This window comes from Clostridium sp. SHJSY1, assembly GCF_031626875.1.
In the GTDB taxonomy this organism is placed as follows: Bacteria; Bacillota; Clostridia; order Clostridiales; family Clostridiaceae; genus Clostridium.
The window spans coordinates 44,466-69,491 of record NZ_JANDMF010000014.1 but is presented as its reverse complement, the minus strand read 5'-3'; the positions used below and the strand labels follow the sequence as shown (position 1 = coordinate 69,491).

Genomic DNA, 25,026 nt, shown 5'->3' with positions numbered 1-25,026 from the left:
GGTTGTGTTGGCTTTTTGTAAAAAGAACAGATAAAACAAAATAGTAAAGTTGGGTTTGTGTTGGAAGTTAAATTGTAAAAAAAATTGCACATAAACATTGACAATGTATTCCAGATGGAATATACTAGAAAACATAGAATAAATAATATTTTAAATTCGAAAGGAGGTAGGATTATGTTTTTAATGTATAAAAAAGCAGTCATTTTTATGGCACAAATTATTAATCTTAGATTATCACAATTTATCAATAGTCCTACCTCTATAGCAAGGTCTATATAAAAATAACTTTGCTATTTACAGCACTTTGTATTTATGAGGTTGTGGGCTATTGTCCATGACCTTTTTTATTTTAGAAAAATTCATTCTAGATAGATTTTTTTATGTAATTTTTAAGGTCGTGGGATATCCATGGCCTTTTTTGCTTAGTCTGTGGAAATTAGTAAACATTAGGAGGGGCGTAATGAAGAGAATATTAAGGTATATTTTAAAGTACAAGTTGTGGGTAATAATAGGTAGTGTAGCAATGTTAGCAGTTATTGGGTTAGATCTATGTGTTCCTTTTCTACAAAAAGAATTCTTAGATAAAGGGATTACTGGAGGAGATACCAGTGTAATAGGGCCTATTATTTTAACGCTTCTTGGAATAACAATTTTCAAAGCAGTATTTGGATATATAAAGGAATATCTTTATGATATTACTAGTAGTGAAGTACATGAGGAAGTAAAGGATGATTTATTTAATCATATACAGACATTAGAATTTAAATACTTTGACGATATGAATACTGGGGAACTAATGTCAAGGATTGGGGAGGATGCAGAAACAATTTGGGAAACCATAGCATTTGGCCTTAGGTTGTTTGTTGAAAATATATTGTATTTTGTGCTTTCAACAGTGATTCTATTTTATCTTAATTGGAAACTTGCATTAGCTTGTGTGGTAATCATGATTCCAATTGGATTTATAGGAATGAAACTTGAAAATAAATTTGGTGAAAGTTATGGAAAGATAAGTGATAAAACAGCAGAGATAAACACATCAGCACAGGAAAATATTGCAGGTGTAAGACTTGTTAAAGCATTTACTAGAGAAAAATATGAAATAAAAAAATTTATGAAATTAAATAAAGATTATTATGATTTAAATATGGAACAAGCTGATATCATAGGAAGGTATTTTCCGCCAATTGAATTTTTAACAAATGTTTCATTAGTCATTATGATTGTTTTAGGTGGATATTTTGTATCCAATGAAGAAATTACCTTAGGTGTTTTAATGGCATTTAGTAGTTATATATGGAATTTAATATGGCCTATGAGAATGCTTGGAGATTTAATTAATCTTCTTTCTAGAACAGCAGCTTCTGCAAAAAAGATTTTCAAAATAATGGATAGAGAAACAGAAGTTAAAAGTAAGGAGCATGGATATTGTCCAGAGAAAATTAAAGGTGAAATTGAATTTAAAGATGTTACATTCAAATATAAAGATGAAGAAGTGTTAAGAAATATAAATTTAAAAATTCCAGCTGGCAGTACAGTTGCTGTAATGGGAACTACAGGTTCAGGAAAATCTTCTCTTCTTAGCTTAATTGGTAGACATTATGATGTTAGCATAGGAGAAGTACTTGTAGATGGAGTTAATGTTAAAGAGTATGATTTAACTAAACTTAGAAGAAATATGAGTATAGTTCCTCAAGATACATTCTTGTTTTCAGATTCTATCTTGAATAACATAAAATTCAGTAATGGAAGAGCAGAATATGATGAAGTTGTTAAAGCTTGCAAAACTGCATGTTGTTTTGATTTTGTAGATTCATTAGAAGATGGATTTGAAACAGAGATAGGAGAAAGAGGTTTAGGTCTTTCTGGTGGTCAAAAACAAAGATTATCTATTGCAAGGGCTTTACTTAGACATGCTCCAATTCTAGTTTTGGATGATGCTACTTCAGCGTTAGATATGGAAACAGAACATGAGTTATTAGTAAATTTAAATAATAGAAAAAAATCTTCAACAACATTTATAATAGCTCATAGAATTTCAGCAGTTAAAAATGCAGATATTATAATTTATTTTGAAAATGGAGAAATAAAAGAAATAGGAAAACATGATGAATTGCTTCAAAAAAGAGGAGCGTATTATGACATCTATGCTGAACAGTTTAAAGACTTTGATTCTCTAGAAGAAGAGGTGATATAATGGCACGTAATACAACAAGAAAAGATGAATATACAACAAGAAGAAGTAAAAGAGAGCTTATAGGAAGGTTATTAGTTTATTTAAAACCTTACAAAAAAGAATCTGTGTTAGTAATAGCTCTTATGTTATATGTAATGTTATGTGGAGTTTTGAATCCATATCTTTTGAAAATAGCAATTGATGATAAAGTAGCAAATCATGATATAAATGGGCTTATATTTATTGGTGTAATACTTGTAACACTTAATTTAGTAGCATGGGGAATATCTCTACTTAGATGGAAAAAGATTTATTCGGTTACAAATAATATACTTCTAAATATACGACGAGAATTATATACTCATATTCAAGATCTTTCTTTTGATTTTTTTGATAGTAGGCCTGTGGGAAAAATTCTTGCAAGGGTAGTTGGGGACGTTAATGCACTAAAAAACCTATTTAACCAAAGTATTCAGCAATTAATTCCTCAATTATTAAACTTACTTCTAATTGCAGTTGCTATGTTAATGCTTAATGTAAAACTTGCATTAGTTTGTATAGCACTTCTTCCTATTCTTGCAATAGCTATGTTTTGCATTGAAATATTTTCAAGAAGAAGATGGGAAATATATAGAAAGAAAAGATCAAATTTAAATGCCTTCACCCATGAAGAATTTTCAGGAGTTAAGGTTGTACAATCTTTTGCTAAAGAAAATGATACTGATAAAGAATTTAGAGCCTTAGTAAAAAGTTTAAAAAAATCTTGGAATGCAGCAGTAAGATTGAATGATATGTTTTGGCCACTAGTTGAATTATCAGCTGGAGTAGCTACTTTAGTAGTATTTGCTGTTGGGTATAAGATAGTAATTAGTGGGGAAATTCAAATAGGTACTTTAATTGCATTTTCTATGTATGCTGGAATGTTTTGGAGACCTATAATGAACCTTTCAAGTTTTTATAATACTTTAGTAACTAATCTTTCAGCTGCAGATAGAATATTTGATATTCTAGATGTAGAGCCAGTTATAAAAGATAAGGAAGAGGCAGTAGATATGCCTAAAATTCAAGGCGAAGTTGAATTTAAAAATGTTGGATTTTCCTATGAAGAAGGGTCTGATGTATTAAAGGAAGTAAGTTTTAAGGTTAATCCAGGGGAAAAGGTTGCTTTAGTAGGTGCTACTGGTGCAGGAAAATCAACAATAGTTTCACTTCTAAGTAGATTTTATGATGTTAGTACTGGTGAAATATTAGTAGATGGAAAAGATATAAGAAATGTAAAATTAGAGTCTTATAGAAATCAAATGGGAATAATGCTTCAAGATACATTCCTTTTTTCTACAACTATAATGGAAAATATAAGATATGGTAGATTGGATGCTACAGATGAAGAGGTAATTGCAGCTGCAAAAGCTGTTGATGCTCATGATTTTATTATTAAACTTGAAAAAGGATATGAAACAGAAGTTAATGAAAGAGGATCTAGGTTATCACTTGGACAAAGGCAATTAGTATCCTTTGCAAGAGCTCTATTAGCTAATCCAAGAATTCTTATATTAGATGAAGCAACTTCTAATATAGATACACAAACAGAAAGATTAGTGCAAAAAGGTATAGAAAAATTACTTCAAGGAAGAACTTCCTTTGTTATAGCTCATAGACTTTCAACTATAAGAGACTGTGATAAGATTATGGTAGTTGAAGGTGGAAGAATTATAGAATCTGGAAATCATGATGAGCTTATTTCTAAAAGGAAAGCTTATTATGGATTATATTCAGCTCAATATGAGTTTTTGAACGAGGGAGCTTAGAAAACGAGATTAAAGAAAGTCCTTCATAGTGTAGAGATACATTGTGAAGGATTTTTATTTTAGAAAAAAGTTAAGTTGTTTTCAGAATGTTTAATTTATTTAGAAAATACAAACATAGAATATATTGACTTTTAGTCATTTTATTAGTAATATGAATTTGTGGAAAAAATTTCAATAGAAGTGTTTTTTATTGAGATAAAGTATCCTTTTATTTGGCAGTTTATCTCTGATATGAAAAATATTTTAATTATGAGGAGGAAATATTAATGAGAAGTTTTATAAAAGATCCAAGTGATATTATAAAGTCAACAAGTAAACCAACAACTTTTTACGATTCAGAAACTATTACAGTTTATTGGGAAACAAAACCTGAAATTATTGAAAGGCTTCTTCCACCACCATTAAAACCTGCCAAAAGACCTCTAGTAAGTGCTTTTATAGCAGATTATCCAAGAACTAATTTTTGTCCAGGCTATAAGGAAGCAGCTTTATTTATATTAGCAGACTTTAATGGAAAGTTAGGTAATTATTGTTTATCAATGCCTATAAGTGATGGGATGGCAATGGCACTGGGAAGAGAAATTTATGGTTTCCCTAAGAAAATGGCAGAAATTGAATTGAAAAAAGATGGAGATACAGTTGAAGGAAGTGTATCTAGACATGGAATTGAGTTCTTTAATGTTAAGGCAAAACTTAATGGAAATTTTAATGATAAAGATGAACAAAGCATGATTAATGATATTTATGGAAAAGGATTACCTATATTTAATTTTAAATATTCTAAGTCACCAGATGGAAAAGGATATGACTTAAGTCCAAGGCTTGTAAGTCAAGGAACAACTGTAGATACCAAAGTAATTGAAAACGGTGAATTCGAGATGAAATTAAATGATTCACAACATGACCCTTGGACAGAATTAGAAGTTGTAAAAATGTTAGGATGTAGCTACACAGTAGGAACAGCAGTGCTTTTAAGAGGTGAAGTTTTAGCTGAGGTTGATCCAATGGCTTATGTACCTTATTCCTATACGAAATGGGACTGGTGGGAAGAAAATTAATAAATTAAAAGGAGGATCCAGGCAATGAAAGATTTTAAAGATAAGGTAGCAGTTATTACAGGAGGAGCAAATGGGATAGGTCTTGAAATAGCTAAGGAATGTGCTAAAAGATCTGTTAAAGTAGTAATAGCTGATATTGATGAAACAGATTTAAAGAGAGCTGAAGAAGAACTTAAAGGTTATGGTGCTGAAGTTTTAGCTGTTCAAATGGATGTTATTAAATATGCTGATATGGAAATGCTTGCAAAGAAGACTATTGAAAGATTTCAACATGTAGACTTATTATTCAACAATGCAGGAATTATAGTTCCAGGACCATCATGGTTAATATCTCTAAATGACTGGGAATGGACTATGAGAGTTAATGTAGGTGGAATGGTAAATGGTCAAAAAGTATTTATACCAATAATGCTAAAACAAGGGACAGAGTGTCATATAGTGAATACTTCATCTGTAGCAGGGCTATTGGATTTAAATGGAATGTCAGCTTATCATACTTCTAAGTTTGCAACAATTGGATTATCTGAATCTACTTATTTAGATCTTCAATGTGAGACAGATAAAATAAAAATGTCAGTTTTTTGTCCGGGATTTATAGCAACAGATCTTGACAATTGTGAAAGACATAGACAAAAGGAATTTGCAAATGATATGAGTGAACCATATTATCAAAGTGAATTATATAAAAAGGAAGAAGAAATGAAGCATAAAGGTATCCAAGGTGGAGTTTCCATGGATATAGTAGCTCCAGCTATCTTTAAAGCAATTGAACAAGAAGAATTTTATATACTTACACATCCATACTTAAATCCGCTTATAGAACTAAGAATTAAGAATATGTTTAATGGTGGAAGTCCATCTATGGATGTAATAAGAGGGATAAAATAAATTTGAAAATAAATATATAAAAAGAAATCCTCTATGATGCAAACAAGCATTGTGGAGGATTTTTTTTAAGAATGTTATTCATTATATCTAGGTAAACTCAACTCAGATACCTTAGCTGAATAAGTTTGAATGAGCAAATTATAAATTTAGGGGTTCTTTTATGATATTCTTGAGAATAAATATGGAAATATTCTTCACCATATTTAAGGAAACTCGACTCAGGTACCTTCGCTGAGTAAGTTTGCCTTGCCAAATCATAGATTTGGAGGCTCACTTATGGAAATATTCTGAAGAATATGCTGGCATAATGCGGGTTTGAAGAGTTTTGGGTGAAAAATATTATGAATTTTAAGTAATTTGGATTAGAAATAAAAATATCATATGAGAAAAGAAATTGAATTGGTGAAATTTACATTTCAGCTAAATGGTCTTTGGTACTATGAAAGAATTATAAAATAATTTAAACTTAAGGAAATGGTAATTAAGTTTATTATTCAATATAGTTACATAATAAAAATAAATGAGAGTGATAAATTTTGGGGGAGGCTTTTTAAATAATTTTTCAGGAGAACAAGATGGGACAGGTTTAATGTTATCAATAGGTGGAGGTATATTGATTGCAGGAATTGCATTAACACCAATTATATGGAGAACCTTACTTTATTTCGTAGATATGATAACAATGTTTTTTAGTGGATAAAAATAGTATTCGTATAGTTTTAACTCAATAGAAGACTATGAGCTAGGCAACTTAAGTTGAAAGTTCATAGTCTTCTATTATTTTTTTACTATATAGTATATTCCTCACTATAAATATGGTAATATGGTAATATTGTTACATTTGTATATATTTTTTACAAATGAGAATCTGCACTCATTAGTTGAATAAGTTTGTCTTGCTAAATCAGAAATTTGGAGACTCACTTGTGGTAATGTTCTGAAAAATATGCTGATAAAATGTTGGTTTAGGAGGATTTTTATAAAATATAATAGTTATCCATGATGATGAATAAATAGTTGAGAAGGGATGTTAGAGAGTAATAAATTAATTTTATTTAACAAGGTAAGTATAAAGAAATGTATGATGCTCAAGCAGGATGGTATCAATAAGGAGGAAGCAAGTGGAGATATTTAAAGTAGAAAATTTAAAGAAAACTTTTGAAGTTGGTAATAGTAAAATACAAGCATTGAAAGATGTATCCTTTTCTCTAAATAAAGGAGAAATACTATGTATTATGGGGAGTAGTGGTTCAGGAAAGAGTACATTATTAAATATGATAGGTGCCCTGGATAGTCCAGATAAAGGTTATGTTTATATAGAAGATAAACTACAAACAAAATATTATGAAGAGCCTTATGCTACAAAATATAGAAGCGAAAAAATAGGTTTCGTATTTCAATCTTTTAATTTGTTAAAGGATTTAACTGTAGAGGATAATGTAGCATTACCGTTAGTGTTACAAGGCGTGTCAGAAAAAGAAATAAAAGAAAAAGTAGACAAACAGTTAGAGTTAGTTGGACTCCAAAAATGGAGAAAGCACAGACCAGTACAATTATCAGGGGGGCAACAGCAGAGAGTAAGCATAGCAAGAGCAATAATTACAAATCCTCAAATATTATTAGCAGATGAACCAACAGGAAATCTTGATTATAATACATCTCTAGAAATATTAGATATATTTAAGAGTATGAGGACAAATTTAAACCAGAGTATTATTATAGTAACTCATGATCCTATGGTGGCAAGTTATGCAGATAGAGTATTATTTTTTAAGGATGGAAATATAGTTGAAGATTATAAGAGAACAGGTGAAGAGGGGAATATAGATATGATACTATCAAAATTTAAAAAGGTAATTAAAAATCATGATTAAATCACTTAAAGATATATCACTAAGATTTTTAAAGTCTAATAAAAGTATAACTATTGCATGTATTAGTGCAATAGCTCTATCTATATTCTTAATAACCTCCTTAATGAATTTTTCTTTGAACTCTGAAAATAAATTAAAACAAGATATGTTAGAAAAGTTTGGAGCATTTGAACTTCAATTTGGATATGAAAATGATGCTCATAAAAATATAACAAATTCTTTTATGGATAATGTGAATTCAATAGAAGGAATAGAGAAAACTTCACCTGCATTAGTAACAGGTGATTTGCAGATTCAAGGTATAACTGTATATACATTAGGCTTGGAAGATGATAATTTAAGTAGAAGTAAATATAATTATTCTAAAAATCTTGATGATAATCAGGTATTTATAAATGAAAATCTTGCAGAAAATTTAAAGGTATCAGTTGGAGATAAGATTGATATAAATGGATATAAGAAAACTGTTGGAGAAGTATTTAAAGATAAGACAGACAGTTCTACTATTAACATGCTTATAATGAATAGAAAAAGTCTAAAAGAAATCTTGAAATTAGACTATGAAGCTACTTTTATTATGGTTAAAGTTTCAAAAGATGCTTCAGCAGTTGCAGAAAAATTAAAAAGTATAGATGATAATTTAAGGATACAAGTATTTGAACAAGATGAATTTGTACAAAAGAATGTAACGTCATTAAAATATTTTGTTGCAGTTCTTGGAGTATTAGTAATTACTATGTGTGGCATATTGATAATATCAAATTTACAAGAATATATTTATAAATACACAAAGGAATTTGCTATAATTAAAGCGATAGGAGGAAGTAGTCAACAAGTTTCCAGCATCTTAAAGATTCAAACTTTATTAATTAATATAATTGGAGTAATTTTAGGACTTGTATTAACTTGTATAAGTTCCAAGATATTTTTACCTTCATTTAATGTCTATTATATTCCTTTATGTATAACAGCACTAGTAGGGTTTATTATAATGCAATTTATCTTGCATATTCCAGCCGCAAGAACAGCAAAAATATTACCAGTGCAAGCTATGGATTCAAATGAAAAAATAGTTAATGAATATTCTAAAGGAAAGAAAACTGTTTCATTAATATTAATAGGTATAGGTGTTTTTATTGAAGTCTATGCAATTTTACTAAAGATATCAGATGGGGTACCTAAAGTTCTATTAGGATATTTATTTATATTAATAGGAATTTTTATGTTTATTAGAGTTAATATGACTAAGATTTTAACTTCTTTAATAAAACCTTTTGGTTTAGTTTTTGGAACAATAGGAAGTATGTCTATAAAAACATCAATATCACAAATTAAAAAGAGTTATATAGTAATTATAGCAATAGCTACTTCTATGATTATAACAAGTGTAGGTAGTAATTTTACTAAAGCTATTATGAATAATACAGAAGATTATTATCGAAAAGAATATAGGACAGATATAGTTATTATAAGTGGCAAAAACTTAAAAAGTGATGAGTTTATGAAATTATTTAATGATGTTAGCTCTTTAGATAAGGTAAAAGTATCAATGATTGCTTACGGCGGAACTACTAGAATAAGTAATAGGTCAAATGAGGAAAATATAAATTATTCATTAGGAAGTCTTAAAGAAATGACAGAACAAGGATTAATAAAGGAATTTAAAGGTGATGAAAAATCAAAAGTTGTAGTAAGTGAAAGCTATGCTAAAGAGAAGAATATTAAAATAGGACAGGAAATAAGATTAGCTAATCCGGAATTTGGTAATAACAGTGAAAGGCAAATTGAAAAATATGATTTTAAATTAGAAGTGATTGATATTGTTGATGATAGTTTGGTTAATTATAAAAAATTAATGATTGATTTTTCTAATAAAGTATTAATAGATAAAGATACTTCAACATTCTATAAAATAAATATTAATACAGAAAGTCCTAATATACAGGAAGCTTTGCAAGAAATTAAAGCTAATTATCCAAGTATAAAGTGGGCAACTTTACAGCAAGTCTTAGAAGAAAATAATAGAGCATTTAATGAGCGATGGGGATATTTCCAAATTGCCTTATCCTTAATAATTTTATTTACTATTTTAGGTGTAGTTAATTCTATTAAAAATAATATGAATACAAGAAGAAAAGAGTATGCAGTACTAAGATGTATGAAGTTTACATCAAAAGACTTACGAAAGATGTTGATAATTCAGTTTATAGTATTTCTAGGTATAGGTGAATTAATAGGATGTATACTTGGATATGTTGGTTCATTTGTATTAATTTGTTCTGATGGCATAAGATTTTTTGTACCTGACTATAAGATGCTATTGATTAATATTGGAGGTACATTAATTGTAAGCGTAATTTACCTAGTTCCTTATGTAATGAATATTTCTAAGAAAAAAATTAATATGGAACTTTCAATGGATGAGTCTTAGATAAAATAAATATAAAAAGTCAAAAAAGCACTTTATGAAGTGGAGAAAATGTCTACTTTATAAGGTGCTTTTGTGTTTTCGTTGAATGTTAAATGTTAATAATATATAATCTATATTAGACTTATATTATGGTAATATGAGGATTTATCACAAATTAAAGAGGATGGTTAATTATGGGGAGAAGTACTTTTAATCCAAAGGATATTATATTTTCACTAGATATAGGAACACGCTCTATTATTGGAACAGTTGGTGTTGTAAGAGATAAAAAGTTTGAAGTAATATGTGAAAAATACCAAGAACATGAAGAAAGAGCTATGGTGGATGGACAAATCCACGATATAAATCTAGTAACTCAAGTAGTGGATGATATTAAGAAGAAATTAGAGAAAGAATTAAATATAAAATTAGAAGAGGTTTCAATAGCTGCAGCAGGTAGATTTTTAAGAACTTGTGAGGCTAAGGCGAATCTAGAGCTAAATGAAACTGAAGAAATAGATAAAGAGGTTGTTAGAACTTTAGAGTTAAGTGCAGTAAAAGAAGCTGAAAGTATAGTTAATAAAAATACAGAAGGAAAACTTTATTGTGTAGGATATTCAATTAAGGAGTATTACTTAAACTCGTATATAATATCTAATTTATTAGGACATAAAGGAGAAGAAGCTGGAGTAGAAGTTATAGCTACATTCTTACCAAGGTCAGTAATAGATTCTCTATATACAGTAATGAACAAAGTTGGACTTAGGGTTATGAATTTAACATTAGAGCCTATTGCAGCGATAGAAGCTGCAGTGCCAAAGAATTTAAGATTATTAAATATAGCCTTAGTTGATATAGGAGCTGGAACTTCAGATATAGCTATAAGTTCAAAGGAAACTATAAGTTCTTATGGAATGGTTCCAATGGCCGGGGATGAAATTACAGAGAGTATAGCACAGGAATACCTAGTGGATTTTAATACAGCAGAAAGAATAAAGAGAAGTATATCAAAAGAGGAAGAGATTTCATATATTGATGTTTTAGGGTTAGAAAATACAATTACCTCAGAAAATGTTATAAAACTTATTACTCCTGTTGTAAATAAGTTAGCAGAAGCTATTTCAAATAAAATTCTGGAAACAAATGGTGATAAGGCTCCATCAGCAGTATTTTTAGTTGGAGGAGGAGCACATACTCCAGGACTTTTGGAAGGAATTGCAGAAAAACTTAATATACCACAGCAAAGAATTGCTATAAAGGACAGAGCTTCAGTACCAGAATGTGTAGCTAGTAATGATTTAGGATCAGCAGGAGTAACAGTTCTTGGTATTGCATTAAGTGCTATAAGAAGTCTTGGAAATGATTTTATAGATGTCAATTTAAATGAAGAACCTGTAAGTCTTTTTAATTCTCATAAACATACAGTTATGGATGTCCTTCTACAAGCGGGAATTAATCCTTCACTTTTAATAGGTAAAACAGGAAAGAATATAAGATTCAGCATTAATGGTAAGAAAAGATTAGCTTTTGGAGTAATGGGAACAAATGCATTAATAACTATAAATGGACAGAGTGCAGATATAGAAAGTGAAATTGCAGCTGGAGATGATATTAAAGTTATTTATGCTCAAAATGGAAGAGATGCAGAGGCTAAAGTTTGGGAATTTATTAGTGATGTAGATTCTATATCAATTTATATTAATGATAAAATAGTTAATTTAGAGCCAGTTTGCATTATCAATGGAGAGATAAAGGATATGGAAGAAGTCTTAAAAGATGAAGATGAAGTAGAAGTATTTTTGCCTAAAAAAGTTAAAGATTTAAAAAGATATGTATTAAAAGATGAAATAAAATTATATATGAATGATGAAGAGTTAAATGAAAATTTTATACTAGAAGAAGGAAATAAATTATATACTAGAGATGAGAAGAAAGATGAGGAGGCAGCTGTTGAATCAGAAATTATTAGTGTATATAAAGAGAATGAGAAAGAAAAAGAGAAAAATCCTATTATAGTAATAGTTAATGGAGAAGAAGTACATTTAAAAGGTAAAGAAGATTATATATTTGTAGATATATTTACTAATATTAATTTTGATTTAACTGTTCCTAAAGGAATAATTGAATTGATTCTAAATGGGAAACCAGCAGCTTATACAGATAAGTTAACTGAAGGAGATCAAATAGAGGTTTCTTGGAAATAATTTTATAGGAGGTAGTTTGTTTGATTAATTTTGTTGATGAGGCCAATAATATTAAAAAAGAACTTATTACCATTAGAAGAGACATACATGAACATCCAGAGCTTGGCTTTGAAGAAAAAAGAACTTCCAATATTATAAAAGAGTTCTTAAAAAATGAAGGTATTCCTTTTGTATCAGTTGCTGGTACTGGAGTATGTGGGATTATAAAAGGTGAAGGGAGTGGAGATAATAAAAAGACTATAGCTCTTAGAGCAGATATGGATGCTTTGCCTATTCAAGATAAAAAAGGACTGTCATATAGTTCGAAAATATCTGGGAAAATGCATGCTTGTGGGCATGATGCACATACTACAATACTACTTGGAGCAGCAAGAATTTTAAATAAGTTTAAAAGGAACTTTTCAGGAAATGTAAAGATTCTATTTGAACCAGCAGAAGAGACTACTGGAGGAGCTCCTATTATGATTAAAGAAGGAGTTTTAGATAATCCAAATGTTGATTTGGTAGTAGGACTTCATGTTACAGAAGATTTGGACTATGGAAAGATAAGGGTAAAAAGTGGAGTCGTTCATGCAGCTTCAAATCCTTTTGTAGTTAAGATTATTGGAAGTGGAGGTCATGGAGCATCTCCACATGTTACAGTTGATCCAATAGTAATAACATCTAATATAATATTAAGTCTACAAACATTAGTAAGTAGAGAAATATCTCCAGTCCATCCTTCAGTAATAACAGTTGGAAGTATCCATGGAGGAAGTGCTCAAAACGTAATTCCAGAAGAGGTAGTTATATCTGGAATTATGAGAACACTTACAAAAGAGGATAGAGAATATATAGTTAGAAGATTTAAAGATTTAATAGATAATTTATCAAAAGCTTTTAGAGCAAAAGCAGAAATAAATATAGAAGAAAGCTATCCATGCTTGTATAATAATGAATATGTACTAAATAGAGTTAGAAAGGTAGCTAAAGAAATTTTAGGTGAAAAAAATTTAGTAGAGCAAGAGAATCCAAGTATGGGAGTTGAGAGTTTTGCTTATTTTGCAAATGAAAGACCTGCAGCCTTTTATTTTTTAGGAACAAGAAATATACTTAAAAATACTGATAAACCAGCACATAGTTGCTTATTTGATATAGATGAAGACGCCTTGCCTTTAGGAGTGGCACTTCAAAGTAAAATAGCATATGAATATTTGACAAGTTAGTGATTTAAGATTACTCTATTATAAGGATTTATAAGCAAAAGGATAAGACTAGGAGTTGATTACATTTTGAAAATAGAAATAGGATCAAATGAAGCAGGACAAAGGTTAGATAAGTTTTTGAGAAAGCTTCTTAAAGATGTACCTTTAAGTGCTATATTTAAAGCATTAAGAAAAGGTGATGTAAGAGTAAATGGTAAAAAGGAAAAGGAAAAATATTCACTACAAGAAAATGATGTAGTAGAAATACGATACATACATACAAAGAAGGAAACTAAAGAGAATTTCATTAAAGTTGATTCAAGCGCATTAAAGATTACATACGAAGATGAAAATGTATTAATAGTGGAAAAATGGCCAGGGGTATTAGTTCATCCAGATAGTAATAAGAAGGAAGCTACATTAACAGATTATGTTCTTTCTTATTTAAATGCTAAGGGTGATTATCTTCCAGAAAATGAAGTTACATTTACACCAGCACCATGTAACAGACTTGATAGAAATACATCAGGTATAGTTATTTTTGGAAAAAACTTTGAAGCTTTAAGAGTTTTAAATGAAGCGATTAGAGAAAATGAAGTTGAGAAGTATTATAATACCTTAGTTAAAGGTAGAATAAAAGATGGATTATATAAAGGATACATATTAAAAAATGAAGAATCAAATGTTTCTAGAATATTTGATAAAAAAGTTGCAAATTCTAAAGAAATTGCTATGGAAGTTAAGACAATTCAAAGTAATGGACTTATATCTTTCTTAGAAATAAACTTAATCACAGGAAGAAGCCATCAAATAAGAGCTCATCTTTCTCATTTAGGAAATCCTCTAATTGGAGATTCTAAATATGGTGATAATAAGTTAAACTCATCCTTTAGAAATAAATTTGGGTTAGATTATCAATATCTTTATGCATACAAGCTTATATTTAGAGAAGTAGGTGGTAAATTAAACTACTTAAAGAATAAGACTATAGCAGAATCATTACCTCCTATATTTAAAAAGATTAAACAAGATGTTTTTAAATTTTAGTTAAAGAGATAGGAGAAAGTTAGTATGAAAGAAAAAGCTTCAGCTGCTAAGGGGATGTTTATACTTTCCTTTGCTGGAATGATGGTTAAGGTAATGTCTGTATTCTATACACCACTGCTAACACAAATACTTGGTTTAGGTGGATATGGAATATACTCAAAAACTACAGAAGTATTTCTATTTATATATGCATTAAGTTGTATGGGAGCACAACCTGCAGTAGCAAAGGTTGTAGCGGAGTATACTGCTTTAGATAATCCAAAGGGAGCTATAAAAGTTCTTCGAATTGCAAGTGGATTTTATGGAGTTCTTGGAATAGTGCTTGGAGGAGGAATGGTTTTACTTGCTAAGCCTTTAGCAAATCTAGCACATTCACCTCAATCTGCTTATGGAATAATGGCATTAGGTCCTTGTATTGTAATAACTTCTTTACTTGCAGTTTTTAGAGGCTTTATGCAAGGTAAAAGTAATATGACTCCAATAGCTATTTCTCAAGTAGCTGAACAGATTTTAAATGTAGTAATTAGTTTATTATGTGCATTTATACTTGTTCAAGGCAGTGTTGATATGGGAAATGCAGGAGCACAAGTAGGTACATCAGTTGGAGCGTTGTTTGCATGTTTTCTTGTAATATATTTTTATGATAAAAAAGGTTATAAGGAAGAAGCTTTAGAAAGTGAAATTCCTGATAAGAAAATTAAAAACAAGAAAATTTTAAGGAAATTATTAATGTATTCTTTCCCAATTACACTAAGTGCAGGACTTCAAAACTTAGGTGGATTAGTAGATATGTTTAATGTATCTGCTAGGCTTATAGTAGCTGGATTTACAGAGGAGCAGGCTAATATTTTATATGCTGGGTTAGGACAATATAAGACTTTGTATGGAGTTCCATTGGTTGTAATCACAGCAATAGGGACAACCGTATTACCATCAATAGCTAAATCTATTGCACTAAAAGATCGTAAAGAAACTAAGAGAAAGATAAGTTATGCTTTTAAAATGGTATTTATAATAGCTATTCCTTCAGCAGTTGGATTATCCATGTTAAGCAAAGAAGTGTATATAGCTTTATTTAATACTAGTCAAGGCTCTGGAATAATGATGTATGGTTCAGTTATATTAGTACTTATGTCAATGACTCAAATACAAAGTACTGTACTTCAAGGAATTAATAAGTTATATTTTGTATTAAAAACATTTTGTATTGGTATAGTTATAAAAATAATAGCCAATTATATCCTAGTAGGAATACCAGGAATAAATATATATGGTGCAATCATAGGTAACTGTTTATGGCACCTTATACCAGCTATTTTAAATCATAGAGAAATATGTTCTATTATGATGATGAGAATGCCAGTTTTGAGATTAACTATAAAACCAATATTTGCATCAGCAGCTATGGCAGCAACTATATATGTTTGCAAAATGCCATTGGGATTCTTGTATAGATTTATACCTTTAACAAGATTTACAGCTATTCCGATTACAGTATTGTTAATAGCAGCAGGTGGACTTGTATATATTTATTTAATTATAGCAACAGGTGGAATAACAAAAAAGGATATTGAAGGAGTGTCTCCTAAGATATTAAAAATTATTCCAAGATTCATGAGAGTAAAACTTAGATAGTAAATAGAGAATTGGGAATTTTATATAAGTTCTCCAATTCTCTATTTTTGACTAAATTATCAATTCTGTTCTCCAAAGGAACTTAGGAATGTAAAAATTCCAAAGGTTAAAAATATAATAAGTATATTTTTAAATACAGTCAAAGGCCCCAAAACATTTTTTATTAAGAAGGTTAATAAAAGGTATACTAATATAGCTAATAAACAATATATAACTACATTTGTTGTAGATAAATCTATTTCTATAGATTTTTTTACTTCATAGAGATTAATTACAAAGCTGATTAAAGAAGTAAAAAAAAGTGTTATTGTATAGCCATATATGTTTATACTAGGTATAGATGTAAATATGAATAATCCTATTAATTCTAGGACAGCTACTATAAGTGAATTTCTTAGTATAACCATTTGTTTGTTAATACCATTTAGTATTCCAAACATAGTTACTGAAGTGAAAAATACAGGAGCAGAAATGCCAGCGTATTTTATATAATTTCCTAAATCATCTCTTTGATAAAGCATTTGACCCAAAGAATGTGGTATTAGCAAGCATATTATAGTGGTAGCAAGACCAAGTATAAATGCTATTTTCATTACTTTTCTTATTCGTACTGAAGCATCATAATAATTTCCTTTGCTTAATGTTTGAGAAAGATCAGGGATAAGTAGAGTGTTTATTGAACTAATTACAACTAATGGAATTCCTACAATCATCATAGCCATTCCAGTAAATTTTCCTATCATAGAAAGTGCTTCAACATGTGTGAAACCTGCGGTAACTAAACATCGAGGTATTACTAAAGTTGATAATGTATTAAAAATATTACTAAGAAATCCATTTAAGGTTAAAGGCAAACAAATTATTAATACATTAAATAATAATTGCGATTTTCTTTCTGGTTTCTCATAGGTTGGAACCATTTTTTTTACACAATGTTTATAATAAATGTAGAGTAAAATTAAGCTTTGAAGTTCTCCAAGGCATAGGGCCACATAGCATAGTGTTACAAGTAATGTTAAGTTTTGAGCATTAAATAAAAATATTAAAATAGCTACAGTAAGTATTCTTAGAGCTTTCTCAAAAATATCTATTACTGCAGGAACAGTTATTTTAGATGTACCCCAAAAATAGCCCTTTAGTATGTTAGAAAGTGCTATAAAAACCATAGCTGGGCAAGTTACCCTAATAGCATTTATAGTTCTATTATCACTTATTCCATATTGACCAATTATAGGTGCAAAAGCAAAAACCATTATTCCTATAAATATAGCCCAAACTATGTTAAACACAGCTACAGTTCTCATTGTCCTAAGTAAATTGTTGGTTTCATTTTTTTCCACATAAACAGCAGAAATTTTTGATATAGATGCTGATATTCCTGCAGACATCATACAAATAAATAGATTATATATTGGCATAACTAAATTATATAATCCCATACCTTCAGGTCCTAATACATGTGAAAGATATATTGAAAATATAAATCCTATAACTCCCGTTGTTATATTAGAAGCTGTTAGCAAAAATGAATTCTTAAAAAAATTGTCTTTAACCAAAGCTTGTTCACTCCTTTAAATTACAATAAATCATATTCAAAAAAGTAAACAAATAGAATAAAAATAATTCAATATATAATTATAAATATGTTAAAAAAATAATAAGCTTAATTGAATTTAGGTAGAGTTTAAGCACTATATCTAAATTTCAATTAAGCCAAAATATTTATAATATGTTTCTAAATTAGATTTTCAGGGTTTAAACATTTTAGTTCATCTAAAACAAATAAACCATCTTTTCTTATTAATACATCATCAAAATATATTTCTCCACCGCCATAATCAGCTCTTTGAATTAAAACTAAGTCCCAGTGAAGAGCAGACTTATTTCCGTTATCTGCATCATCATAGCAATTACCTGGAGTGAAATGAATTGAACCAGTTATTTTTTCGTCAAATAAAGTATCTTTCATTGGATGTAAAACATAAGGATTAACCCCTATAGCAAATTCCCCTACATATCTTGCACCTTCATCCATATCAAAAATCTTATTGATTCTTTCTGTATCATTTGCAGTAGCTTCAATTATTTTTCCATCTTTGAAAGTAAGTTTTATATTTTCAAAAGTGAATCCATCACGTAAAGATGGTGTATTGTAAGTTATAACTCCATTGATAGAATCTTTTACAGGAGCGCTATATATTTCTCCATCTGGGATATTCATTTCTCCAGCACACTTCACATTTGGAATATCTTTAATAGAGAAAGTAATATCGGTGTCTTTAGCTGTTAATCTAACTTTATCAGTTTTAGACAGCAAATCAGATAATGCATCCATTGCTTTATCCATCTTAGAGTAATCTAAGTTACATACATTAAAGTAAAAGTCCTCAAAAGCATCGGAGCTCATATTAGCAGCTTGAGCCATTGAATAATTTGGATATCTTAATATAACCCATTTTGTTTTTGGAAGTCTAATCTTCATATGAACAGGATCTACAAAATATTTAGTATATAATGAGAGTTTATCTGATGGAACATCAGAAGTTTCAGCTGAATTTTGGCCAGCTCTTATACCTATATAGGCATCCATATCCTTCATTCTTTCTGATTCATATTTTGCCATAAGTTCAAGTTGTTCCTTAGAAGCATTCAAAAGTATTTCACGGTCAATTTCTTTATCTTTTATAGTAACTAATGGAATTGCTTTTACTTTATAAGCTTCTTTAACAAGTTCTTTAATAAGAGGTTTACAATCTAGTCCTATTCCTTCTATTAAAACCTTTTCGCCTTCTTTTAATTGGCATGAATAATTAATTAAATTTTTTGCTAATGTAGCAAATCTTGGATCTTTCATAAAAATGTCCTCCTAGAATTCTTGATTAGTTATAGTATAGCATTATGTCTAGAATTTTCAATGTTAGGGTAATAATTTGAACTTCATAAAATATAAATTTAAGGAGGGATTAAATGGAGGAGTACAATGAAGAGGTTTTTTAAGTTTATCATAGTTATTGTGTTGATAGTAACTACAGCTTTTGCAGTATTTAAAGTATCAAGAAAATACAGTGTAAGCGTATTACAGGATGATATAGATTGTACAATAATAACTAAAGGATTAGAAAAAGCAAAGGCTATAACAACAGATGATAAGGGGTATGTTTATATAGCTTATAGTGATGCTATAAAGTCTATAAATAATGATGGTAAGGAAAAAATATTATATAAGAATAAAGATATTTCAATAGAAGATATAGCCTATTATAATAATGAGCTTATATTTATAGCTAATGATAGCCTTCAGAGTTTTTCATTAGAAAATGCATCTGTTGATATTTTATACTCTGGAATTCCTCAAAGTGGAAATGGAATTAACAGGAGACTTCTTGTTAATAAGAATACTTTGTTCTTATCAGTAGGTGCTATAACCAATTCAGGTATAACAGAAGGAAACACATTTGATTTAACTCCTATAGATATAACCTTAACAGGTATTAATTATGGTAATCAAAAAACGGGAGCTTTTAAAAAAAGTGGTGAAAAGAGTGAACCTGGAGAAAAAATATCAAAAACTACAATTGGAAATGCTGCTTTATATTCTTTTAATTTAGATAATAAAAGTATCAAGTTATATGCAAGCGGAATTAGAGGAATAACTGGAATGGATATAGATAGTAAAAATAATATAGTAGCAATATTTTCCGGAATGAAAAATGAAGGACTAAGGCCTATTAATAGAGATAAAGATTATATTTATAAAGTGATAAAAGGAAAGTGGTATGGATGGCCTGATTTTAGCGGAGGAGATCCTATAACTTCTCCAAGATTTAAGGGAAATGAATTAGTTAAAAATTTAATTCAAAATCCTCCATCAAAGATAGTTTTAGCACCTTTATATCAACATACAAATGTAGATTCTTTAAGAGAACTTGCAATTGACATTAATGGGGGGGTTCTTAAAAAGGATAGTTATTTGTTTTGGGATAGGAATGAAGAGGTGATTTCAACCTTAAGCTCTGAGGGAATATATCAAAAGCTCTTGAAACTAAATAAAAATAGTGATATTGAAGATATTGTTTATGATAAAGATCACTTTTTAATATTAGATATAGGAACAGGATGTATTTATAGTATTCATGAAAAAGAAGGTTTATTGGGATTTAAACTTCCTGTTCAAATTTGGATATTCATATTCGCTTTATCTCTTGTTCTTCTGTTCATAGTTGTTTTGAAATTTACTAAAAAAAATAGAAATTAAATGAGGTTTCTGCAAAATACTTAATTAAAAAAGTATTTTGCAGAAACTTTTTTTAAGAAAATATAGAATTTTAACTTTTGGAAAAATATGTTAATATAGAAAGGGGTGATATTATGAGTAAGACAATAGTAATTAATTTAAATGATATTCATATTGATGGTGATATATTAGATGTATCAAGGGATAACTCTGGAATTATCTATAATATATCTAAAGAAGCAGAAGATGAATTATCAGTAGATTATGTTAATGTAGAAAATAAAAATATTTTAGAGAAAAGAGCCTATGATGCATGTACTTTCTTTTTTAATCTAAATAATATATTTGGCATAAAGAAAAAAGAAAGTTTAATAAAAGAAGTATGTGGCTATTTAAAAGAGAAAGGTGAAATATATATATGGGATATAAATAAAGAGAGTGGAGGTTTTCTTGACTATAAAGTTAATGTTGCATTGCCAAATGGCAATTTAAAAGAAGTTGTGTTTAAAAATTTTAATCCTTTAATATCATGTAAGTTTGAAGAAATAAAAAAAATCCTTGAAAAATATTCCGAAATAGAAGAAACTAAAGTTTGGGAAGATATTTTCTTTATAAAGGCAATAAAGAAAAATAATTAATGTTAAAGAGAGGAAGAACAAAATGAAGGTATTGCTTACAGCTATAAATTCTAAGTTTATTCATAGCAATTTAGCCGTTAGATATTTAAAAGCATTTACAAAGGATATAGAATATGAATGTAAAATAAGAGAATTTTCTATAAATGATAGAGAAGAACATGTGCTTAAAGAAATTATTGAAGAGGAAGCTGATGTGGTAGCCATTTCTACTTACATATGGAATGTGGAGATGGCTACTCGTTTAGCAAATTTAATAAAAAAGGTAAATCCTAAGATAGAAATACTATATGGAGGGCCAGAAGTATCTTATGATAGTAGGTTATTTTTAAAGGATAATGTTGGAGAATATGTTATAGAAGGTGAAGGAGAGAAGACTTTTAGAGAATTTATTGAGTATAAATTAGGAAGTAGAAATGTAGAAGATATAAAAGGACTACATTACAAAAAGGATGGGGGAGTTTTCTCAAATGGAAGTAGACCATTAATGACATTTGATGAGGTGATTTTTCCTTATGAAGAAGATGAAGATTTAAAAAATAAAATTGTATATTATGAGGGAAGTCGTGGATGTCCATTCAATTGTAAGTATTGTTTATCTTCAACTAGTCATGGAGTTAGATTTCATTCAATAGATAGAGTATTAAAAGAACTTCAATATTTTATAGATAAGAAAGTAAGGTTGGTTAAATTTGTTGATAGAACTTTTAACTGTAATCATAAGTATTCAATGGCAATATGGGAATTTTTAATAAAAGCAGATACAAAAACTCAATTTCATTTTGAAATTTCTGCAGATATCTTAAAGCAAGAAGAAATTGAATTGTTAAGAAATGCTCCAGAGGGAAGGTTTCAATTTGAGGTTGGAGTTCAAACAACTAATGATGATGTTTTAAAGAATATAAATAGATTTGTTAATTTTAGTGATATTAAAGAGAAGGTGATTGAATTACTTTCTATTAGAAATATAAAGCAACATCTTGATTTGATTGCAGGCCTTCCAGGAGAAGATTTAGAATCTTTTATTAACTCCTTCAATGATGTACATAGTATAAGACCAGAAGAAATTCAATTAGGATTTTTAAAATTATTAAAAGGCTCTTCTATGAGAGAAGAGGGAGATAAGTATGGAATGGTATATTCACCATATCCTCCTTATGAAATATTTAAAACTGACAATATTTCATATACAGAAATATTAATACTAAAGAAGGTAGAAGCTGTTGTAGATAAATATTATAACAGTCAAAAATTTAATAACATACTTAATTATTTTTATCCTAAATTTGATACAGCATTTAAATTTTTCTATGAACTTGGATTGTTTTTTGAAAAGAAAGGTTACTTTAATAGAAATATAGGAAATTCGGAGTATTATAAGGTATTTTTAGATTTTAATAATGAGGTGTTAAAATCAAGTGACAATGCTTTGAAAGATATTGTAAGATATGACTATCTTTCTTTTAATAAGAAGAGAGGAATTCCTGAATTTTTAAAAATTAAAATTGATAAGGAAGTAGAAGAAGATATAAAAAAAATATATAGAGATAGATATTCATTTAGGGAATATAGTGTGGAGAAGTTTTTGATAGATATTGAAGAGTATAAAAAGAGTGGGTTAATCAGTGAGCAAAATACATATTACTTGGTAGGTAATGATGGAGAAATAGTTAATATTGTATATAATAAATAAATATAAGAAGGGTGTCTCAAAATTATAGCATTTAATATTGAGACACCTTTTCTTATATAGAAAAAATAATTGCCATATTAAATGAAATATAAAATTACAAATAATTAAATAAGTTCTTAAAAAGGAGTAAAAAGTATTGACATTAATGGGAAAAATATGTATACTTCAAAACATATTAAATTAATAGGAATAGTAGGAAAAGCTTGAGAAACTTTATAAATAAAACAATCTAAATAATAATTATAATGACTACTTAAAAAAATAGAAATGAGGTAAAATAATTTAACTAGAAATGGGGGAATTTTATATGGACAAGATAGATTTAAAACTTATAAAACTTTTGCAAGAAAATGCAAGATATCCTCTTAAACAACTTTCAGAACAAGTTTACTTATCTTCGCCAGCAATATCAACAAGAATAGATAAGCTTGAAAAATCTGGGATAATTACAGGATATCATGCTTCAGTAAATCAATTAGAATTAGGATATAATATAGTGGCTTTTGTTAATTTAGCTATTAGCCCAAATTTAAAAGATAAATTTTATCCATTTATTAATGCCTGTCCAAATGTAATTGAATGTAATTGTGTTACTGGAAACTATTCTATGATAATTAAGGTGGCATACCATACAACCATGGAGTTAGATGATTTTTTAAGTAAACTTCAGAGATTTGGGAACACTGAAACTAGAATAGTATTTTCAACACCTGTTAAGGCTAGAGGAATATCAGTAATAGATTTTTAGCAAATTAAGATATGCACTTATATAATTTACAAAACTAGGTTGTAAAATAGAAATTAAATTTTATTTTATAACCTAGTTTGTTTTATTTAGATTCAATATTTTTCTCTATTTTATGGGAAAATGATAATTTTAGTAAAATAGGCGTTATAATTGTGGTTAATATTACAACAATTAATGTAGGAAGAAATACTTCTTCTGAAATTATTCCTTTTTGAAGTCCTATATTTGCAGTGATTATAGCCACTTCACCTCTTGAAATCATACCAATACCAATTTGTATTGACTCACTTTTACTCATTTTTAGTAATCTTGCTGCACCAGCACATCCTATTAGTTTTCCAATAACTGCCACGATAAACATTATTAAAGTAATATAAATTATTTTTAAATCTATTCCATTTAAGTTTGCTTCTAAACCAACACTTGCAAAGAATATAAGAGATAAAAATCCTGATGAAATTGATTTGATATTTCTCATAAGATATTCTTTGTGGGAAAGCGAGGAAAGCATAAGACCACATATATATGCACCAGTAATAGATGCAATTCCCAAACTTTCAGCCAAATATGCTATTAATATGGCAAAAGCTATAGAGAATGTTAAAAGCTCTCTGCTAGGCTTTACATGAGTTAAGAATTTATTTGCATGTTTTTGAAAAAATATTACTCCTAGCAAAGAAAATAAACAAAATAGAATTATTTTTATAAAAATAAATAGAATTTGTATTGTCCCAGATTCTGAGCCAGAAGTTTGACCAACGGAAAGAACTATAGAGATTAATATAAGTCCTAATATATCATCTATTACAGCTGATCCTAAAATATTTATTCCTGCTCTAGAATTAAGTTTACCAAGTTCTTTAAGTGTTTCTACTGTTATACTTACACTTGTTGCAGTTAGAATCACTCCAATAAAAATATTTTCTAAAAAATTATCAAAAAATAGACTAGCTCCTAGTGTTCCCAGTATAAAAGGGAGTATAATACCTGCTAATGCGATTATAAATGAAGATACACCAGCCTCTTTAAATTCTTTTACATCAGTTTCAAGACCAGCAAGAAACATAAGCATAATTACCCCAAGATTTGAAAGTAATTTTATATTTTCATCATATTGTACAAGATTTAAAACAACAGGACCAAGTACAACACCAGCAATTAATGCCCCTAAAACTTCAGGCATTTTTAATTTCCTACTTATTATACCTCCAAGCTTGGTAAAGGTAAGAATTAATACAATACTTAATAAAGTTTTTTCCATAAAATACCTCCTAGATAATAAAAAAAGGGTAAAAAGTCCCCAAAAGGACTTCCCACCCTAGAAGTCAAACTTTCTTGAAATCAAATAATAATTTGTTCAACCGAAAATCAATATACTTATTTAGTTATTAAATATTTACTTCCTAAATGGTAACATATTCAAAATTAAAAT

General features: G+C 28.6%; 18 protein-coding genes and 1 other annotated feature. Of the genes, 15 read left to right on the top strand and 3 right to left on the bottom strand.

What is annotated here, in order from left to right:
- Positions 1–460 precede the first annotated feature (460 nt).
- From NNC19_RS08840 to NNC19_RS08790, 11 genes are all read left to right on the top strand, one after another.
- The gene (locus tag NNC19_RS08840; RefSeq protein WP_310938270.1) at positions 461–2,197 is read left to right on the top strand and encodes an ABC transporter ATP-binding protein; all 1,737 of its coding nucleotides are present in this window, start codon (positions 461–463) and stop codon (positions 2,195–2,197) included.
- Entirely contained in the window at positions 2,197–3,984 is a 1,788-nt protein-coding gene (locus NNC19_RS08835; RefSeq protein WP_310938269.1) for an ABC transporter ATP-binding protein, read from the top strand. The genes NNC19_RS08840 and NNC19_RS08835 overlap by 1 nt, the downstream gene beginning before the upstream one ends.
- A gap of 266 nt (positions 3,985–4,250) precedes the next feature.
- On the top strand, positions 4,251–5,042 hold the full coding sequence (locus NNC19_RS08830; RefSeq protein ID WP_310938268.1) for an acetoacetate decarboxylase family protein: 792 nt from the start codon (positions 4,251–4,253) through the stop codon (positions 5,040–5,042).
- 24 nt (positions 5,043–5,066) lie between these two features.
- A complete protein-coding gene (locus NNC19_RS08825) occupies positions 5,067–5,930 on the top strand; it encodes an SDR family NAD(P)-dependent oxidoreductase (protein WP_310938267.1) in 864 nt (287 codons plus the stop codon).
- A 520-nt stretch (positions 5,931–6,450) separates the two neighbouring features.
- Positions 6,451–6,630 (top strand): hypothetical protein, encoded by a 180-nt coding sequence (locus NNC19_RS08820; RefSeq protein ID WP_310938266.1) that lies wholly within the window; start codon positions 6,451–6,453, stop codon positions 6,628–6,630.
- 421 nt (positions 6,631–7,051) lie between these two features.
- The gene (locus tag NNC19_RS08815) at positions 7,052–7,804 is read left to right on the top strand and encodes an ABC transporter ATP-binding protein (RefSeq protein ID WP_310938265.1); all 753 of its coding nucleotides are present in this window, start codon (positions 7,052–7,054) and stop codon (positions 7,802–7,804) included.
- Complete coding sequence (locus tag NNC19_RS08810; RefSeq protein ID WP_310938264.1) at positions 7,797–10,235, top strand: FtsX-like permease family protein; 2,439 nt, start codon at positions 7,797–7,799, stop codon at positions 10,233–10,235. Before NNC19_RS08815 ends, NNC19_RS08810 begins: the two co-directional genes overlap by 8 nt.
- 173 nt (positions 10,236–10,408) lie before the next feature.
- The gene (locus NNC19_RS08805) at positions 10,409–12,418 is read left to right on the top strand and encodes a cell division FtsA domain-containing protein (protein ID WP_310938263.1); all 2,010 of its coding nucleotides are present in this window, start codon (positions 10,409–10,411) and stop codon (positions 12,416–12,418) included.
- Positions 12,419–12,438: 20 nt separating this feature from the next.
- Entirely contained in the window at positions 12,439–13,623 is a 1,185-nt protein-coding gene (locus NNC19_RS08800) for a M20 family metallopeptidase (RefSeq protein ID WP_310938262.1), read from the top strand.
- Positions 13,624–13,689: 66 nt separating this feature from the next.
- Positions 13,690–14,649, top strand: coding sequence for an RluA family pseudouridine synthase (locus NNC19_RS08795; RefSeq protein WP_310938261.1), 960 nt, complete (start codon positions 13,690–13,692; stop codon positions 14,647–14,649).
- A 24-nt stretch (positions 14,650–14,673) separates the two neighbouring features.
- The gene (locus tag NNC19_RS08790; protein ID WP_310938260.1) at positions 14,674–16,284 is read left to right on the top strand and encodes a polysaccharide biosynthesis protein; all 1,611 of its coding nucleotides are present in this window, start codon (positions 14,674–14,676) and stop codon (positions 16,282–16,284) included.
- 59 nt (positions 16,285–16,343) lie between these two features.
- On the opposite strand, the gene spoVB is transcribed toward NNC19_RS08790, so the two are convergent.
- Positions 16,344–17,840 carry a stage V sporulation protein B gene (spoVB, locus tag NNC19_RS08785; protein WP_310938259.1) on the bottom strand — a complete coding sequence of 499 codons (1,497 nt, stop codon included), beginning with the start codon at positions 17,838–17,840 and terminating at the stop codon, positions 16,344–16,346.
- A 179-nt stretch (positions 17,841–18,019) separates the two neighbouring features.
- On the bottom strand, positions 18,020–19,138 hold the full coding sequence (locus NNC19_RS08780) for an aminopeptidase (RefSeq protein WP_310938258.1): 1,119 nt from the start codon (positions 19,136–19,138) through the stop codon (positions 18,020–18,022).
- A 126-nt stretch (positions 19,139–19,264) separates the two neighbouring features.
- On the opposite strand from NNC19_RS08780, the gene NNC19_RS08775 reads away from it, so the two are divergent.
- The 4 genes from NNC19_RS08775 (at position 19,265) to NNC19_RS08760 (ending at position 23,594) form a co-directional block, all read left to right on the top strand.
- Positions 19,265–20,539 (top strand): hypothetical protein, encoded by a 1,275-nt coding sequence (locus NNC19_RS08775; RefSeq protein WP_310938257.1) that lies wholly within the window; start codon positions 19,265–19,267, stop codon positions 20,537–20,539.
- Positions 20,540–20,652: 113 nt separating this feature from the next.
- Positions 20,653–21,156, top strand: coding sequence for a hypothetical protein (locus NNC19_RS08770; RefSeq protein WP_310938256.1), 504 nt, complete (start codon positions 20,653–20,655; stop codon positions 21,154–21,156).
- 22 nt (positions 21,157–21,178) lie between these two features.
- Complete coding sequence (locus tag NNC19_RS08765; protein WP_310938255.1) at positions 21,179–22,846, top strand: B12-binding domain-containing radical SAM protein; 1,668 nt, start codon at positions 21,179–21,181, stop codon at positions 22,844–22,846.
- A gap of 307 nt (positions 22,847–23,153) precedes the next feature.
- Positions 23,154–23,594, top strand: a complete 441-nt coding sequence (locus NNC19_RS08760; RefSeq protein WP_310938254.1) for an Lrp/AsnC family transcriptional regulator — start codon at positions 23,154–23,156, stop codon at positions 23,592–23,594.
- Positions 23,595–23,676: 82 nt separating this feature from the next.
- On the opposite strand, the gene NNC19_RS08755 is transcribed toward NNC19_RS08760, so the two are convergent.
- The gene (locus NNC19_RS08755) at positions 23,677–24,855 is read right to left on the bottom strand and encodes a cation:proton antiporter (protein ID WP_310938253.1); all 1,179 of its coding nucleotides are present in this window, start codon (positions 24,853–24,855) and stop codon (positions 23,677–23,679) included.
- A gap of 46 nt (positions 24,856–24,901) precedes the next feature.
- Positions 24,902–24,957 (bottom strand) — a sequence feature (sodium ion sensor (DUF1646 type); this cis-regulatory element may regulate processes involved in with the transportation of sodium ions).
- Between the last annotated feature and the right edge of the window lie 69 nt (positions 24,958–25,026).

Excerpts from the sequence above, each read along its gene's own strand:
- NNC19_RS08840 (WP_310938270.1), top strand. The coding sequence starts at position 461 with ATGAAGAGAATATTAAGGTATATTTTAAAGTACAAGTTGTGGGTAATA.
- NNC19_RS08835 (WP_310938269.1), top strand. The coding sequence starts at position 2,197 with ATGGCACGTAATACAACAAGAAAAGATGAATATACAACAAGAAGAAGT.
- NNC19_RS08830 (WP_310938268.1), top strand. The coding sequence starts at position 4,251 with ATGAGAAGTTTTATAAAAGATCCAAGTGATATTATAAAGTCAACAAGT.
- NNC19_RS08825 (WP_310938267.1), top strand. The coding sequence starts at position 5,067 with ATGAAAGATTTTAAAGATAAGGTAGCAGTTATTACAGGAGGAGCAAAT.
- NNC19_RS08820 (WP_310938266.1), top strand. The coding sequence starts at position 6,451 with ATGAGAGTGATAAATTTTGGGGGAGGCTTTTTAAATAATTTTTCAGGA.
- NNC19_RS08810 (WP_310938264.1), top strand. The coding sequence starts at position 7,797 with ATGATTAAATCACTTAAAGATATATCACTAAGATTTTTAAAGTCTAAT.
- NNC19_RS08805 (WP_310938263.1), top strand. The coding sequence starts at position 10,409 with ATGGGGAGAAGTACTTTTAATCCAAAGGATATTATATTTTCACTAGAT.
- NNC19_RS08790 (WP_310938260.1), top strand. The coding sequence starts at position 14,674 with ATGAAAGAAAAAGCTTCAGCTGCTAAGGGGATGTTTATACTTTCCTTT.
- NNC19_RS08780 (WP_310938258.1), bottom strand. The coding sequence starts at position 19,138 with ATGAAAGATCCAAGATTTGCTACATTAGCAAAAAATTTAATTAATTAT.
- NNC19_RS08775 (WP_310938257.1), top strand. The coding sequence starts at position 19,265 with ATGAAGAGGTTTTTTAAGTTTATCATAGTTATTGTGTTGATAGTAACT.
- NNC19_RS08770 (WP_310938256.1), top strand. The coding sequence starts at position 20,653 with ATGAGTAAGACAATAGTAATTAATTTAAATGATATTCATATTGATGGT.
- NNC19_RS08765 (WP_310938255.1), top strand. The coding sequence starts at position 21,179 with ATGAAGGTATTGCTTACAGCTATAAATTCTAAGTTTATTCATAGCAAT.
- NNC19_RS08760 (WP_310938254.1), top strand. The coding sequence starts at position 23,154 with ATGGACAAGATAGATTTAAAACTTATAAAACTTTTGCAAGAAAATGCA.
- NNC19_RS08755 (WP_310938253.1), bottom strand. The coding sequence starts at position 24,855 with ATGGAAAAAACTTTATTAAGTATTGTATTAATTCTTACCTTTACCAAG.